This window comes from Rhodovarius sp. (assembly GCF_040399605.1).
Lineage (GTDB): Bacteria > Pseudomonadota > Alphaproteobacteria > Acetobacterales > Acetobacteraceae > Rhodovarius > Rhodovarius crocodyli_A.
In genome coordinates, this window is sequence record NZ_JBBARU010000081.1 from 1 (window position 1) to 14,121 (window position 14,121).

General features: G+C 66.1%; 13 protein-coding genes and 1 pseudogene. 4 read left to right on the top strand and 10 right to left on the bottom strand.

The genetic code is table 11. The features are described from left to right. Positions 1-193 precede the first annotated feature (193 nt). Genes ABWP84_RS15800 through ABWP84_RS15830 form a run of 7 tightly spaced genes read right to left on the bottom strand, consistent with a single transcriptional unit; the run spans position 194 to position 7,188 of the window. On the bottom strand, positions 194-1,807 hold the full coding sequence (locus ABWP84_RS15800) for an acyl-CoA synthetase (protein ID WP_353213007.1): 1,614 nt from the start codon (positions 1,805-1,807) through the stop codon (positions 194-196). A 1-nt stretch (position 1,808) separates the two neighbouring features. Then, the gene (locus ABWP84_RS15805; RefSeq protein WP_353213008.1) at positions 1,809-2,585 is read right to left on the bottom strand and encodes an enoyl-CoA hydratase; all 777 of its coding nucleotides are present in this window, start codon (positions 2,583-2,585) and stop codon (positions 1,809-1,811) included. Continuing rightward, on the bottom strand, positions 2,579-4,465 hold the full coding sequence (locus ABWP84_RS15810) for an AMP-binding protein (protein ID WP_353213009.1): 1,887 nt from the start codon (positions 4,463-4,465) through the stop codon (positions 2,579-2,581). The genes ABWP84_RS15805 and ABWP84_RS15810 overlap by 7 nt, the downstream gene beginning before the upstream one ends. A gap of 26 nt (positions 4,466-4,491) precedes the next feature. Next, on the bottom strand, positions 4,492-5,265 hold the full coding sequence (locus ABWP84_RS15815) for a short-chain dehydrogenase/reductase (protein WP_353213010.1): 774 nt from the start codon (positions 5,263-5,265) through the stop codon (positions 4,492-4,494). 5 nt (positions 5,266-5,270) lie between these two features. After that, on the bottom strand, positions 5,271-6,011 hold the full coding sequence (locus ABWP84_RS15820) for a trypsin-like peptidase domain-containing protein (protein WP_353213011.1): 741 nt from the start codon (positions 6,009-6,011) through the stop codon (positions 5,271-5,273). Positions 6,012-6,061: 50 nt separating this feature from the next. After that, complete coding sequence (gene thpR / locus ABWP84_RS15825) at positions 6,062-6,604, bottom strand: RNA 2',3'-cyclic phosphodiesterase (protein WP_353213012.1); 543 nt, start codon at positions 6,602-6,604, stop codon at positions 6,062-6,064. 38 nt (positions 6,605-6,642) lie between these two features. Then, on the bottom strand, positions 6,643-7,188 hold the full coding sequence (locus ABWP84_RS15830; RefSeq protein WP_353213013.1) for an arylesterase: 546 nt from the start codon (positions 7,186-7,188) through the stop codon (positions 6,643-6,645). Positions 7,189-7,282: 94 nt separating this feature from the next. Here ABWP84_RS15830 and ABWP84_RS15835 point away from each other — a divergent pair, with 94 nt between their 5' ends. The 4 genes from ABWP84_RS15835 (at position 7,283) to ABWP84_RS15850 (ending at position 11,859) form a co-directional block, all read left to right on the top strand. Continuing rightward, the gene (locus ABWP84_RS15835) at positions 7,283-7,993 is read left to right on the top strand and encodes an ABC transporter ATP-binding protein (protein ID WP_353213014.1); all 711 of its coding nucleotides are present in this window, start codon (positions 7,283-7,285) and stop codon (positions 7,991-7,993) included. Beyond that, positions 7,990-10,485, top strand: coding sequence for an FtsX-like permease family protein (locus ABWP84_RS15840; protein WP_353213015.1), 2,496 nt, complete (start codon positions 7,990-7,992; stop codon positions 10,483-10,485). Before ABWP84_RS15835 ends, ABWP84_RS15840 begins: the two co-directional genes overlap by 4 nt. Then, a complete protein-coding gene (locus ABWP84_RS15845; RefSeq protein WP_353213016.1) occupies positions 10,478-10,975 on the top strand; it encodes a deaminase in 498 nt (165 codons plus the stop codon). Before ABWP84_RS15840 ends, ABWP84_RS15845 begins: the two co-directional genes overlap by 8 nt. Positions 10,976-11,073: 98 nt before the next feature. After that, complete coding sequence (locus ABWP84_RS15850) at positions 11,074-11,859, top strand: Bax inhibitor-1/YccA family protein (RefSeq protein WP_353213017.1); 786 nt, start codon at positions 11,074-11,076, stop codon at positions 11,857-11,859. 163 nt (positions 11,860-12,022) lie between these two features. Here ABWP84_RS15850 and ABWP84_RS15855 read toward each other — a convergent pair whose 3' ends face one another. From ABWP84_RS15855 to ABWP84_RS15865, 3 genes and pseudogenes are all read right to left on the bottom strand, one after another. After that, positions 12,023-12,856 (bottom strand): tyrosine-type recombinase/integrase, encoded by an 834-nt coding sequence (locus ABWP84_RS15855; RefSeq protein WP_353213019.1) that lies wholly within the window; start codon positions 12,854-12,856, stop codon positions 12,023-12,025. Then, a complete protein-coding gene (locus ABWP84_RS15860) occupies positions 12,857-13,438 on the bottom strand; it encodes an Arm DNA-binding domain-containing protein (protein WP_353213018.1) in 582 nt (193 codons plus the stop codon). Positions 13,439-13,572: 134 nt separating this feature from the next. Beyond that, positions 13,573-14,061: pseudogene (locus ABWP84_RS15865) on the bottom strand (recombinase family protein); the annotation flags it as partial. Between the last annotated feature and the right edge of the window lie 60 nt (positions 14,062-14,121).

Below are 14,121 nucleotides of genomic sequence, written 5' to 3' on the forward strand. Positions count from 1 at the left end.
GCCCGTTTTATTTGTAAGGGATCATTGAGTATACATTAATATTTAAATTTTATATAATTGTCTAGAAAACGTTTTTAGAATATTAATGTTATATAATTGAATAATTAAATGAAGGTGCAGGAAACTAAGTTTCCTGCTGGGGTGCTCGAGGGGTAAAGCCCCTCGATCTTATATCCCCTCGCCGCATCCAGGCTCAGCGCAATTGAGCGCGCAGCACGTGTTTCTGAATTTTGCCGGTGCTGGTCTTGGGCAATTCCTGGAAGATCACTCGTTTGGGCACCTTGAAGCCGGCGAGGGTGGTGCGGCAATGCGTCACGATGTCTTCGGCGGTGGCGCCATGCCCTGGGCGCAGTTCGATGAAGGCGCAGGGCACTTCGCCCCATTTCTCGTCCGGGGCGGCGACCACGGCGGCGAGGGCCACGGCGGGGTGCTTGAAGAGGGTGTCTTCTACCTCAATCGAGGAGATGTTCTCGCCACCTGAGATGATGATGTCCTTCGAGCGGTCCTTCAACTGGATATAGCCATTGGGATATTTCACCGCGAGGTCACCGGTGTGGAACCAGCCGCCGGCGAAGGCCGCCTGGGTGGCGGGGGCGTCCTTCAGGTAGCCTTTCATCACCACATTGCCGCGCATCATCACCTCACCCATCGAGACGCCATCGGCGGGCACCGGCGCCATGATCTCCGGGTCCATCACATCGAGGCCTTCCAGCGCCTGGTAGCGCACGCCTTGCCGCGCCATGAGGGCCGCCTGGTCCGAATTGGGCAAACCATCCCATTCGGCCTGCCATTCATTGACGACGGAGGGGCCATAGACCTCGGTCAGCCCATAGACATGCACGACTTTGAAGCCGGCCTCCTTCATGGCGAAAAGCACGGCCTCGGGCGGGGGGGCGCCGGCGGTGATGAAATTGACCTGTTGGGTGAGGGTGGGTTTTTCCGCCTCCGGCGTGGCCAGCAGCGTGCTCATCACGATGGGCGCGCCGCACATATGGCTCACCTTGTGTTCATCCATCAGCGCCCACATTGCGCCCCCGCGCACGGCGCGCAGGCAGACATGGGCGCCGGCCAGGGCGGTGATGGTCCAGGGGAAGCACCAGCCATTGCAATGGAACATCGGCAGCGTCCAGAGATAGGCCGGGTGCCGGTTCATATCGCCCGAGAGTACATTGCCGGTGGCCAGCAGATGGGCGCCGCGATGGTGGTAGACCACGCCCTTGGGGCGCCCTGTGGTGCCTGAAGTGTAGTTCAGGGCGATGGCGTCCCATTCATCTTCCGGCAGTGGCCAGGCGAAGTGTTCTGACCCCTCGGCCAGCAGGGCTTCGTAATCCAGCCCGCCCAGGCTCGCATCATGCGGCGCGGTGTGGTCGTTCACCTCGATGATGGTGGGGCGGTTGGTGCAATGGGCGAGGGCGGCGGTGAGGGTGGGGAGGAATTCACGGTCGATGATGATGATCTTCGCCTCGCCATGGTCGAGAATATAGCCGATGGTCGTGGCATCGAGGCGGGTATTGATGGCGTTGAGCACGCAGCCGGCCATGGGCACGCCGTAATGGCATTCCAGCATTTCGGGGATATTGGGCAGCATGGCCGCCACCGTATCGCCGCGCCGGAGGCCGCGCTGGTGCAGCGCATGGGCAAGTTGCACGCAGCGGGCGCGCAATTGGGCGTAGTTGCGGCGGATTGTGCCATGCACCACGGCAATGCGCTCAGGATGCACGGCGGCCGCGCGTTCGAGGAAGAGCAGGGGGGTGAGCGGCTGGTGATTGGCCGGGCCGCGTTCCAGCCCCGTGTCATACATGCTCATCTTATTTGTCCTGCCATTGCGGGGCGCGTTTTTCGAGGAAGGCGCCAATGCCCTCCTTCGCATCCTCGGCCATCATATTGTCCACCATCACCGCGGCGGCCTGGGCATAGGCTTCCGGCAGGGCGCAGCCGGCCTGGGCGTTGAAGCCGGCCTTGCCCATGCGGATGGTGAGTTGGGAGCGCGCGGCAATGCCCTCGGCCAGGGCGAGCGCGGTGGCGCGTGCATCCGCTGCCACGCGGTTGAGCAGGCCCATGGCGCGGGCTTCCTCGGCCTCGACCATGCGGCCGGTCAGCAGCATGTCCATCGCGGCGCGGCGGCCGATGGCGCGGGAGATTGCCACGGCGGGGGTGGAGCAGAACAGGCCGATATCCACGCCGGGGGTGCAGAAGCGCGCATTGGGGGTGGCCACGGCCAGGTCGCAACTGGCCACGAGTTGGCAGCCGGCGGCGGTGGCCACGCCCTCCACGGCGGCGATGACGGGCTGCGGTAGATGGACCACCGCCTGCATGACGCGGGCGCAGGCCGCCATGGCCTGGGTGTAGAAGCCGCGGCCGCCATCGGCATCGGCGCGATGGGCGCGCATTTCCTTCAGGTCATGGCCGCTGGAGAAGACCGGGCCCTCGGCGGCGAGGATGACGCAACGCGTGTCGGAGGTGGCGATATCGGCCAGCGCTGCCTCCAGCGCGGTGAGCATCTCCAGGCTTAGTGCATTGCGCGCGGCGGGGCGGTTGAGGACCAGCCATTCCACGCCGGTTTCGGTGCGGTGGCGGCTTAGCATCCCAGTACTGCCTTGATTTCATCGAGAATGGCGGGGTCGTCGATGGTGGGGGGTACGGCGTATTCCTCCCGGTCGGCGATTTTGCGCAGGGTCTGGCGGAGGATTTTGCCCGAACGGGTCTTGGGCAGGCGGGCGACCACGCGGGCCTCGCGGAAGGCGGCGACGGGGCCGATATGCTCGCGCACGCGGGCGACGAGTTCGGCGGTGACCGTCTCATTGGGTTTGTTCACGCCGGCTTTGAGGACCACAAGGCCGAGCGGTGCCTGGCCTTTCAGGGCATCGGCCACGCCGATCACCGCGCATTCTGCGATATCGGGATGGCCGGAGAGGACTTCTTCCATCTGGCCGGTGGAGAGGCGATGGCCGGCGACATTGATGATGTCATCGGTGCGGCCCATCACCCAGACATAGCCATCCTCATCCACCATCCCGGCATCGGAGGTGTCGTAATAGCCGGGGTAGTGCTCCAGATAGGCCTCGCGGAAGCGCTCGGGCGCTTGCCATAGCGTGTTGAGGCAGCCGGGCGGCATGGGGAGTTTGATGGCCAGGGTGCCCATGGTGCCGGGGGGGAGTTCGTGGCCGGCCTCATCGACTGCCACGACATCAAAGCCCGGGCTGGCCTTGCCGCCGCTGCCCAGACGGGCAGGGAAGAGGCCGAGGCCGCGAAAGGCGCCGGTGATGGGCCAGCCGGTCTCGGTCTGCCACCAATGGTCGATCACCGGGCGGGCGAGCAGGGTTTCGGCCCATTGCGCCGTATCGGGGTCACAGCGCTCGCCGGCGAGGAAGAGGGCTTCGAGGCGCGACAGGTCGTATTGCGCCAGCAGCGCGCCCTTGGGGTCCTCTTTCTTGATGGCGCGGATGGCGGTGGGGGCGGTGAAGAGCAGCTTCACCTGGTGCTCGGCGCAGACGCGCCAGAAGGCGCCGGCATCGGGCGTGCCCACCGGTTTGCCCTCGTAGATCAGCGTGGTGCAGCCGGCGAGGAGCGGCGCATAGACAATGTAGCTGTGGCCCACCACCCAGCCGACATCGCTGGCCGACCACATGACATCGCCGGGCGAGAGCCCGTAGATCATCGGGATGCTGTGATGCAGCGCCACGGCATGGCCGCCATTTTCGCGGACAATGCCCTTGGGCTTTCCCGTGGTGCCGCTGGTGTAGAGAATATAGAGCGGGTGGGTGGCCTCGACCGGGACGCAGGGATGCGGGGTTGCCGTGGCCAGGGCGGTTTCGAAATCCACATCGCGCGGGCCCATTGCGGCCTGTTCCTGCGGGCGTTGCAGCAGCAGGGTGAAAGCGGGTTTATGCGCGGCGATGTCCAGGGCGGCGTCGAGGAGGGGCTTGTAATGCACCACGCGGGCGCCCTCGATGCCGCAACTGGCGGTGATGACGGCCACGGGCTGCGCGTCATCGATGCGCGCGGCGAGCTCGGCCGAGGCGAAGCCGCCGAAGACCACCGAATGCACCGCACCGAGGCGGGCGCAGGCCAGCATGGCCATCAATGCCTCGGGCAGCATGGGCATATAGATGATGACGCGATCGCCTTTGCCCACGCCGCGTGCGGCCAGGGCGCCGGCGAGTTTTTCGACGCGTGCGAGCAGTTCGGCATAGGTGTAGCGCGCCTGGGTGGCGGTGACCGGGCTGTCATAGATCAGCGCGGTATCGGCGCCGCGCCCGGCCAGAACATGCCGGTCGAGCGCATTGTGGCAGGTGTTGAGCCAGCCATCGGCGAACCATAGCCCGTAACTGCCCTGGTCGGGGAAGAAGGCGCGGCTGGGCGGGCGGTGCCAGTCCAGCCCCGCCGCCGCGGCCATCCAATAGGCCTCGTTATCCGCGGCCCAGCGGGCGCGGGTTGCATCATAGCCGGCGGTTGTCCCGTCCATGGCCCGTTATCCTCCCTCGGTGGCTGTCAGATCCGGTGCATGCCGCCGCTATCGACATCCAGCACTGTACCATTGATCGAGGCGCCGCGGGGGCTGGCGCCGAAGACGGCGAGTTCGGCGATTTCACGCGGTTCGATGGGCCGGCCGAGCGGCAGGCCGGTCAGGGTTTCGCGCCAGCGCTCGGCATCGCCCAGTTTCTGCGCCGCGTTGAAGCGGGCCTGGGTTTCCATGCGGTCGGTTGCCGTGACTGCCGGGTTGATGCCGAAGACGCGGACCTTGTCGTTCTGGGTCTGCCCGCCAAGGGCGTGGGTGAAGGCGATGAGGGCTGCATTGCCCGCCGCACCCGCGATATAGCCGCCCTTCGGTGCCCGGCCGGCCATGCCGATGATGTTGACGATCACGCCCGATTTGCGCGCCAGCATGGCGGGCAGGAAGAGCTGGCAGAGATGGATATAGCCGAAGACCTTCAGGTCCCAGGCGGCTTTCCAGCGTTCCACCGAGATATCGGCGATGCCGCCCGAGGGAATGGCGCCGGCATTATTCACCAGGATATCGGCATCGGGCGCCATGGCGTGGAGTTTTTCGCGCTCCGCATCGGCCGAGAGATCGGCCGCCAGCACCCGCACGCCCACCTGGAAGCGCGCGCGCAGGCTGGCCGCGGCGGTATCGAGCACCGCGGGGTCACGGGCGGAGAGCAGCAGGTCGCAGCCTTCGGCGGCAAAGGCCTCGGCGCAGGCCAGGCCAATGCCCTTGCTGCCGCCGGTGATCACGACGGTCTTGCCGCGCAGTTCCATATCCATGGTCGTCACTCCCTTGTGTGGAGTGAGCGTATCGCCTCTGCCGGCACCGCAAAACCCCTGGCGGCGCCGAGCGCCGCCCGCACCGCCACGCCGGCCACGACATGCCGACCATCGGGCAGCAGCGCGATCAGGGGGGCGCCTGAGGCGCCGCGCGTGGCGGAGCAGTCATGCGCCAGCAATGATGGGGCCTTGGGCTGGCGCAGCATGGCTCCGGCCCGGCAATCGGTATCGGCCAGGATGACCTCTGGCCTGTCCTGCTGATAGCCGCCCAGCATCAAGGGCGTGCCGGGCGGAATGCCACCCTGCCAGAGCGGCAGCATGGGCCCGTGCAGGGGCTGGGCCAATTCGATGATCGCCCAATCCGCCCCCGCCGGGCCATTTGTCGCGGGGTTGAAGCCATCGCCGACATGATAGGCACGTGCCTCGGCAGCGGCTTGGAACCAGCCCATGCGGTAGCCCAGCAGGAAGCGCAGTGAGCGGGGCTGCACGAAATTGGCGGTGCGCGGCGCCACCAGGCAATGCGCTGCCGTCAGCACCCTATCCGGCGCGATGAGCGTGCCGGTGCAGCGATTGCCCAGGCCGGTTTGCACCCGCCCCAGGGCTGACCAGGGCCGGGCGGGCTGTGGCAGCAGCACCCGCCTGTCTTCCCCGCCGATGCCAGGCAGGGTGCTGGGGGGGATGCGCGGGGGTTCTTCCGCCGCTGCGGGGCCTGCCAGCAGCAATAGCAGGGGCAGGATCAGCCGCATGGGGATGGGCTGCTCAACGCCGGTGCCAGAGGGGCCGCCAGCCCGGAGGCTCAGGCCGCGAGTTCATACTCCACCTCGGGCACATAGGTCGCGCATTCCTTGCCGAGCAGCGATGAGAAGAGCACGAAGCGCTCCACCATCACCGGCTCGGCGCGGAACAGATTGTGCCGCTGGACATATTCGATGAGTTTGGCCGGGGCGACCGCATCGCTGCGGGCGAGGGTGACATGGGGGGTGAAGCGCTTGCGCTCCGGCTGCAGGCCGACCCTTTGCATCGCCGTCTCCACCTTGTTCTGCAAATGGCTCAGCGCGTCATTGCGCTCGGCGCAGACATGGATGGATTGGATGCGGCCCTGTTTCTCGAACGTGCCCAGGCCATGCAGGGAGAGGGAGAAGGGCCGGGCGCGAATGCCGGCCAGGGCTTCGTCCACCTCCTCGGCCTGCCAATTCTGCACCTCGCCGATGAAGCGCAAAGTCAGGTGGTAATTCTCCGGACGGATCCAACGCGCGCCCGGCACGCCCATGGCGATGGCGGAAAGCTGCTGGATCAATTCCTCTGGCAGGGCCAGGGCGACGAAAAGACGCAGGGGCATGGGGCAGGCTCCCACCGATTCGGTGACCATAATGCCGCTCAGGGGCGGAGTTGGTCCAGCAGGGTTTGTGTGACAGGTGATAGTCTTTCCACCATCACCCGCACCCCGGCCTGGTTGGGGTGAATGCCATCCGGCTGGTTCAGGGCGGCGATTCCCGCCACGCCCTCCAGCAGGAAAGGGTAGAACAGCATGCCCGGCCGCTGCGCTGCCAGGGCGGTGAAGATGGCGGCGAATTCCCGGCCGTAATCGGCGCCCAGATTGGGCGGCGCGATCATGCCCGCGAGCAGGGTGGGGATGCGCCTGGCGGCCAGTTTATCGAGAATCCCGGCCAGATTGGCCCGGCTGGCGGCGGGTGGCAGCGCCCGCAGCCCGTCATTGCCGCCCAGCGCCACGATGGCCGCCTGGGGGTTTTCCGCCAGCGCCCAGTCGATCCGCGCCAGGCCGCCGGCGGTGGTGTCGCCGGAGACCCCGGCATCAAGGATGCGCACGGGCCTGCCGGCCGCCACCAGGGCCGCCTGCAATTGCGCCACGATGCCCTGGCCCGGCGGCAGGCCATAGCCGGCGGTGATGCTGTCCCCCAGCATCAGCAGCCTAATGGGCGTTTGCGCAAACGCCGGAAATACAGAGAAACCGATCGCGGCCTTTTGCAGCGCAGCACGGCGCCCATATCTGCCAACCATGGACATCCAGCCACAAACCCCTGCGCTGATCGAGGCGCATAACCTCCAATTTGAAGTGGTGGGGGCGGCGGGGCGCGTCAACATCCTGCGCGGGGTCAATCTGCGCATCGGTGCCTCCGAGGTGGTGGGCATTGTGGGGCCATCCGGCTCGGGCAAGACCTCGCTTTTGATGCTGCTGGCCGGGTTGGACCGTGCCAGCGGCGGCACCTTGCAGGTGGGCGGCCATGTGCTGGCTGGGATGGATGAGGATGCGCTGGCGCGGTTTCGCCGCGACGAGGTGGGGATTGTCTTTCAGTCCTTCCATCTGGTGCCGACGATGACGGCGCTGGAAAACACCGCCCTGCCGCTGGAATTCGCCGGCGATGACCAGGCGGCGAGCCGGGCCCAGTCGGCGCTGGAGGCGGTGGGGCTGGGGCATCGCATTCATCACTATCCGGGCCAGCTTTCGGGCGGCGAGCAGCAGCGTGTGGCGGTGGCCCGGGCTTTTGTGGCGCGCCCGAAGCTGATTCTGGCCGATGAACCCACCGGCAATCTGGACCGCGCGACCGGCCTCGCGGTGATGGAACTGCTATTCTCGCTGCGGGAGACACTCGGCACCACGCTGGTGCTGATCACCCATGACCCGGCGCTGGCCGCGCGCTGCGACCGGCAATTGCGGATGGAAGACGGAAAGTTGGTGGAGGATTTTTCCGAGGTTCCGGCCGAATGAACAATATTTGGCTTGGCCTGAAGCTGGCCCGGCGGGAATTGCGCGGCGGCACCCGGGGCTTGCGCATTGTGCTGGCCTGCCTAGCGCTGGGGGTGGCGTCGATTGCGGCGGTGGGCTCGCTGCGGGCCGCCATTCAGGCCGGGTTGCAGGCGGATGGCGCCCGGCTGCTGGGGGGCGATTTTGAGATTCGCGGCGGCTACCAGCCAGTGCCGCCGGAGCCCATCGCCTGGGCTGTGGCGCGTGGCGCGGTGCCCAGCACCATCCTGCTGACCCGCGCCATGCTGGTGGCGCCGAGCAGCGAGCGGATGCTGGTGGAACTCAAGCTGGTGGATGCGGCCTATCCGCTATTTGGCGCATTGCGCCTGGAGCATGGCAGGTTGGAGCGCGGCGCCGTGGCGGTGGAGCCCTCGGTGATGGAGCGGCTGGGGCTGGCCATTGGTGATGAGGTGCGGCTGGGCGAGGCGCGGCTGCGTCTGGCCGCCACCATTGCCGAGGAGCCGGACAAGGTGGCCTCGCCCACCATTTTCGGCCCGCGCGCGATGATCAACCTCGCTGATCTGCCGGCGACGCAACTCGCCCAGCCGGGCAGCCTGATCAATAATGAGGTCCGGTTTCGCCTGCCCGAGGGGGTGAATGCTGAGGGTTTTGTGGGTGCGTTGCGCGCGGCCTTTCCTGATGCGGTCTGGCGTTTGCGTATGGCGAGCCAGGCCGAGCCGGGGGTGAACCGGTTTTTGGATCGTGCAGCCTCTTTCCTGACTTTGGCGGGGCTGACCGCGCTGCTGGTGGGCGGCATTGGCGTGGCCACCGGGGTGCGGGCCTGGCTGGAGGCGCGTGGCCGCACCATTGCCACGCTGCGCTGCATGGGCGCGCCCGCCGGGGCGATTTTTGCCACGTATTTGTGGCAGGTTCTGGCGCTGGCGGTGCTGGGCACCGGCATGGGGCTGGTGGCAGGGTTTGGGTTGACGGTGTTGGCGGCCTGGGCGCTTTCGGCCGTCTTGCCGGTGCCGCCGGTGCTGCTGCCTTATCCGGCGCCGCTGGCGCTGGCGGCGCTGTATGGGTTGCTGACGGCGCTGGTGTTTTCGCTCTGGCCGCTGGGGCGGGCGCGGGAAATTCCCGGGGCGGCGCTGTTTCGGGACGGTTTTCAGCCCTCGCGCCGCTGGCCGCGGGCCTCGCTGGTGCTGCTCAATGGGGCGGCTTTGGCGGGGTTGGTGGCGCTGGTTGTGTTCACCGCTGAGCAGCCGCGCTTTGCCGCCGGGTTTTGTGCCGGGGCGGCGGCGGCGCTGGGGGTGTTTCGCCTGGGGGCCTGGGGGCTGATGGCGCTGGTTCGGCGCCTGCCGCGCGCACATAGCCCGGCCTGGCGGCTGGGGTTGGCCAATTTGTACCGGCCGGGTGCCGCCACGCCGATCATGGTGGTGGCGCTGGGTATTGGGCTGACCACGCTGGCGGCCATCGCGCAGATTCAGGGCAATCTCACTGCTGCCATTGGCAATGAAATGCCGGCGGCGGCGCCGAATTTCTTTTTCATCGACATCCAGCCCGCCCAGGTGGAGGGTTTTGATGCCTTGCTGCGGGCCAATCCGGCGGTGAGCGAAATGCGCCGCGTGCCGAGCCTGCGCGCCCGGGTGGTGGCGGTGAAGGGCGTGCCGGCTGAGCAGGTGCGGGTTTCGCCCGATAGCGCCTGGGCGATGAATGGTGATCGGGGCCTGACCTATACCGGGCCTATGCCGGAGGGTACGCGGCTGGTGGCCGGGGAATGGTGGCCTCAGGATTATCGCGGCCCGCCCTTGCTCTCCTTTGATGCGCAGATCGCTGCGGGTTGGGGGGTGAAGGTGGGGGATACCATCACCGTCAATGTGCTGGGGCGGGATGTGGTGCTGACCATTGCCAATCTGCGCCAGGTTGCGTGGCGGGGTTTGGGGATCAATTTCACCATGGTGGCCTCGCCGGGGCTGCTGGAGGCGGCGCCGCATACGCATATCGCCACGGTGCGGAACGATCCCAGCGCTGATTCGGCGCTGCTGCGGCAGGTGACGGATGCTTTTCCCAATGTGTCCGGCGTGCGGGTGCGGGAGATTCTTGAAGGGGTGGCGGCGCTGCTGGGCAAGCTGGGCGGGGCGCTTTCGGCCGTGGGGGGCGTGACGCTGCTGGCGGGCATGCTGGTGCTGGCGGGGGCGGTGGCGGCTGGGCAGGGGCGGCGGGTGCGCGAGGCGGTGGTGCTGAAGACGGTGGGCGCCACGCGGGGGCAGATCCGCGGTGCCTTTCTGGTGGAATTTGGTGTGCTGGGCCTGGCTTCGGGGCTGCTGGCGGCGGCGGCCGGCACTGCGGCGGCCTGGGCGGTGACCAGCTATATCATGCGCCAGGAATGGGTTTTCCTGCCCGGCACGCTGGCCGCCACGGTGCTGGGCTGCATGGCGCTCACCCTCAGTTTTGGCTATGTCGGCACTGCTCTTGCGCTGCGCGCCAAACCCGCGCCATTTCTGCGCAATGAGTGATCCGACAGAAGCCGATCTGCATTTCCTCCGCCGGGCCTTTGCCGTGGCGAGCGAGGCCCGGGCGCGTGGCGACCGGCCCTTTGGCGCCGTGGTGGTGGCCGATGGCGCCATTTTAATGGAGGGGCCGAGCCTGCAGGGCGCAGGCGGCGGGGGCAATCTGGCGCACAGTGAGATGGTGGCGCTGGGCCGGCTGCACATGGCCGGCATCTCACGAAAGACCCTGGCGCGGGCGACGATGTATTCCTCGGGCGAGCCCTGTGCGATGTGTTCCGCGGCGATTTTCTATGCCGGGATTGGCCGGATGGTGTATGGGCTGCGGGCCGAGGCGATTGCCGCCGCGCGCAATGCCCAGGCGCATACGGCGGGGCTTGGCCTCTCCTGCCGCCAGGTGTTGAGCGCCGCCGCCGCAGAGGTTGCGGTGCTGGGCCCTTTGCTGGAGGCCGAAGGGGCGGTGCCGCATGAGGGCTATTGGGTGGCGGGTGCGCCGTGACAGGCAGTGACAATTCGTCGCTTGATTTGGATTACGAAAACTCCATATAGTTAGGCACCCGGGGGCTGCGCCCTCATAGATAAGGAAATGATCGAGCCATGGCTCTTCAACCCGACTACCGCTTTGGCGCCGCGCCCGGCTGGGGCCGCACCTCTGCCGCTGATGCCGCCGCGATCGATGCGGGGCTGCGGGCCTATATGCTGCGGGTTTACAATTGGATGGCCAGCGGCCTGCTGCTGACCGCCATTGTTGCCTATGCCATTGCGGCCGTGCCCGAAGTGGCCTCGATGTTCTACACCGTGGTGCGCACGCCGCGCGGCATTGCCACGGCGCCGACCATTCTGGGCTATGTGGCGATGTTCGCGCCGCTGGCTTTCATTCTGGTGCTGAGCTTTGGCATCAACCGGCTGAGCAAGACCACCACCCAGGCGCTGTTCTGGGCCTTCTGCGCGGTGATGGGCGCTTCGATGTCCAACATCTTCGCGATCTACACCAAGACCTCGGTGGCGAGCACCTTCTTCGCCACCTCGGGCATGTTCGCCGTGATGAGCCTGTGGGGCTACACCACGGGCAAGGACCTGACCAAGATGGGCAGCGTCATGATCATGGGCCTGATTGGCATGCTGCTGGCCTCGGTGATCAACATCTTTCTGCAAAGCTCGGCTTTGGCCTTTGCGGTGAGCATCATCGGCGTGATCGTGTTCTGCGGCCTCACCGCCTATGACACGCAGCGCATCAAGAACGACTTTGTTGAGTACAGCTATGCCGAGGGCACCGATGAGGCTGCCAAGCGCAGCGTGATGGATGCGCTGGGGCTGTACCTGAATTTTGTGAACCTGTTCCAGCTGCTGCTGCAGTTCATGGGCGTGCGCAACCAGGATTGATCCTGGAGGCGCAAAAAAGGCCCCGGCGGAGTGATCCGCCGGGGCTTTATTTTGCCGGCTTTGGCGCGTATGATGTCCGAGGTGCGGGCGTAGTTCAGCGGTAGAACGTCAGCTTCCCAAGTGGAGCGACGTCACCTAGCCTGTCCCGGAAATCCTCGATAAATCAATCGTTTCCCGCCGCCTCGGCGGTGAGGTTTCTCGCGTCTTCACGCGACGTAGAGTCAGGCCCTGTCGGTCCAGATCGGGCAGGTCGTCCGGGCTTCGCTTTCTTCCTGATCTCGATCTTCGGCTTCGACCGATAGCGCAGATGTTCCGGCAGGGAGGCGCGATGTCGCGCCTCAGCATCACCAGCCGGGCGGTGCCCTTCGACAACATCTGCAACATATCCCTGCCAAACCCTCAGCGCGCCGATGCCCGAGGCCGAGGGGCCGGACAGGTCGTAGGTCGCCACGAGCTTGCCCTTTGAGGTGATGTGGTTCAGCGCGGCTTCGGCGTCGGGCTCCGGCACCTTCAGGTATGTCATCCCGGTCCGGGCAGTTCGGCGGAGGTCGTGCCACGTCCAGTGCTGGACACCCGACGCCTCGATCAACCTCTGCAGTAGCTTGCCGTTACCGCTGAACCCCTGCGTTGGAGATCGCCCGAGCAGCTTCCATGCTGGGCCAAGACTGCCGGTGCCCTTCGGCCAGACCAAGTTCAATTCGGCGTGCGCGAGCACTTCCAGTGCCACGATATGCTCATGCGAGTTTTTCACCCGCTCGCCCGGTATCACCCAGATGGTGCCATCCGCTACCACCTCACCGACGCTGATATCGGCGACCTCCGACACCCGGCACGCGGTCAGGATCAGCAACCTTGTGAATGCCCGAAGCTTCGGCGGTTCACGCTCTGCTGCCTGCCAGATCGCCAGCGATTCATGGTCGTCCAGAACTCGGGTCCGGGGCGCGACATGGGGGGCGATCAGGGCGCGGCCACGCCGGGGCAGCGGGTGTTGCTCGATTCAGCCCATAGCCTCGGCGTAGCCGAGGAACGAGGAGACTATGGTATAGAGGAATGCCCCGGCACCGGGCCTGTCCCTCGCCACTCCGGCCAACAGCTTCGTCCATGTCTCTCGGCGCGTATCGGCTAGAGGGTGCCGCTGGAGACGGGCGGGAATATGGACCCGCAGGGCGCTGGCCACGCGGCTGATGTAGGTAGCCGACCATGGGTTTTCGGCAGATGTCGACCGTGATGTCTGCCAGTCGGTCAGGGCCTTTTCGACGGTGATCGCCGCTGCGGCAGTCCGACGGATTTCGCGCTCTGCCCGTCGTTCTCTGACTGGATCACGTCCTTGCTGGACGGCACCAAGTTGGATCAATGCCTGTCGCCGTGCATCGACGGCACGCAGTGCTGGGTGCTCGCCCAACTTGATGGAGGTGCGGCTCCCGGACGATGTCCATGCCCGCACAGACCATGTCATCCGACCTGATGGCAGGATGCGCAGCACGAGCCCGCGCACCGTGTTGTCCCAGATGTCCAGAGTTTTCGGGCTGAGATCACGCTTAAGATCGGCGATAACAACTTCAGTGATGGCGACTCGCATGCCGAGTAGCCTGTCATGCGTATGTCGCGAAAACCCCGACGCAAAACGGATTGCCCTACTTCATGGCCGTCATCGTGGTGGCGGTTGTTACCACCGTAGCCATGGTGGGCAGACAAGGGTCATACAGAACTTCCTCAAACGATCTCCCGGTCCAGCGGGCTGCGGGTGTTGGCCAGATGGCGGAACAGGGTGCTGGGTGCGCAACCGAGTTGGCGGGCGACCTCGGTCGTTGTGAGGGTGCCTGCCGCCAGCATGGCGCGCGCGGCGCGGAGCTTGGCCTCGTCGAGAACAGGTGGGCGGCCACCACGACGTCCACGGGAAGCGGCGGCGCGGAGTCCGGCTTTGGTCCTTGAGATGAGGATTTCGCGTTCCATGGAACTCAGAGCGCCCAGAATTGAAAACATAAACCGCCCGGTGGGGGTGGTGGTATCGATGGCCTCGGTGAGGGAGCGCAGTCCGATATCCCGGCGCTGAAGGTCTTCGCTGATCTCAATCAGATGGCGAAGGGACCTTCCGAGACGGTCCAGCCTCCACACGACGATGCAATCTCCCGGCCGGGCCATTTCCAAGAGTTTGGCGAGTTCCTGCCGGTCCACCTTTGCGCCGGAAGCAGTCTCGACAAAGACCCGTTTGGCCTGCTGCCGGTTCGATGGACACCGAGTTTAGTGTGCCTCGGCCAACGC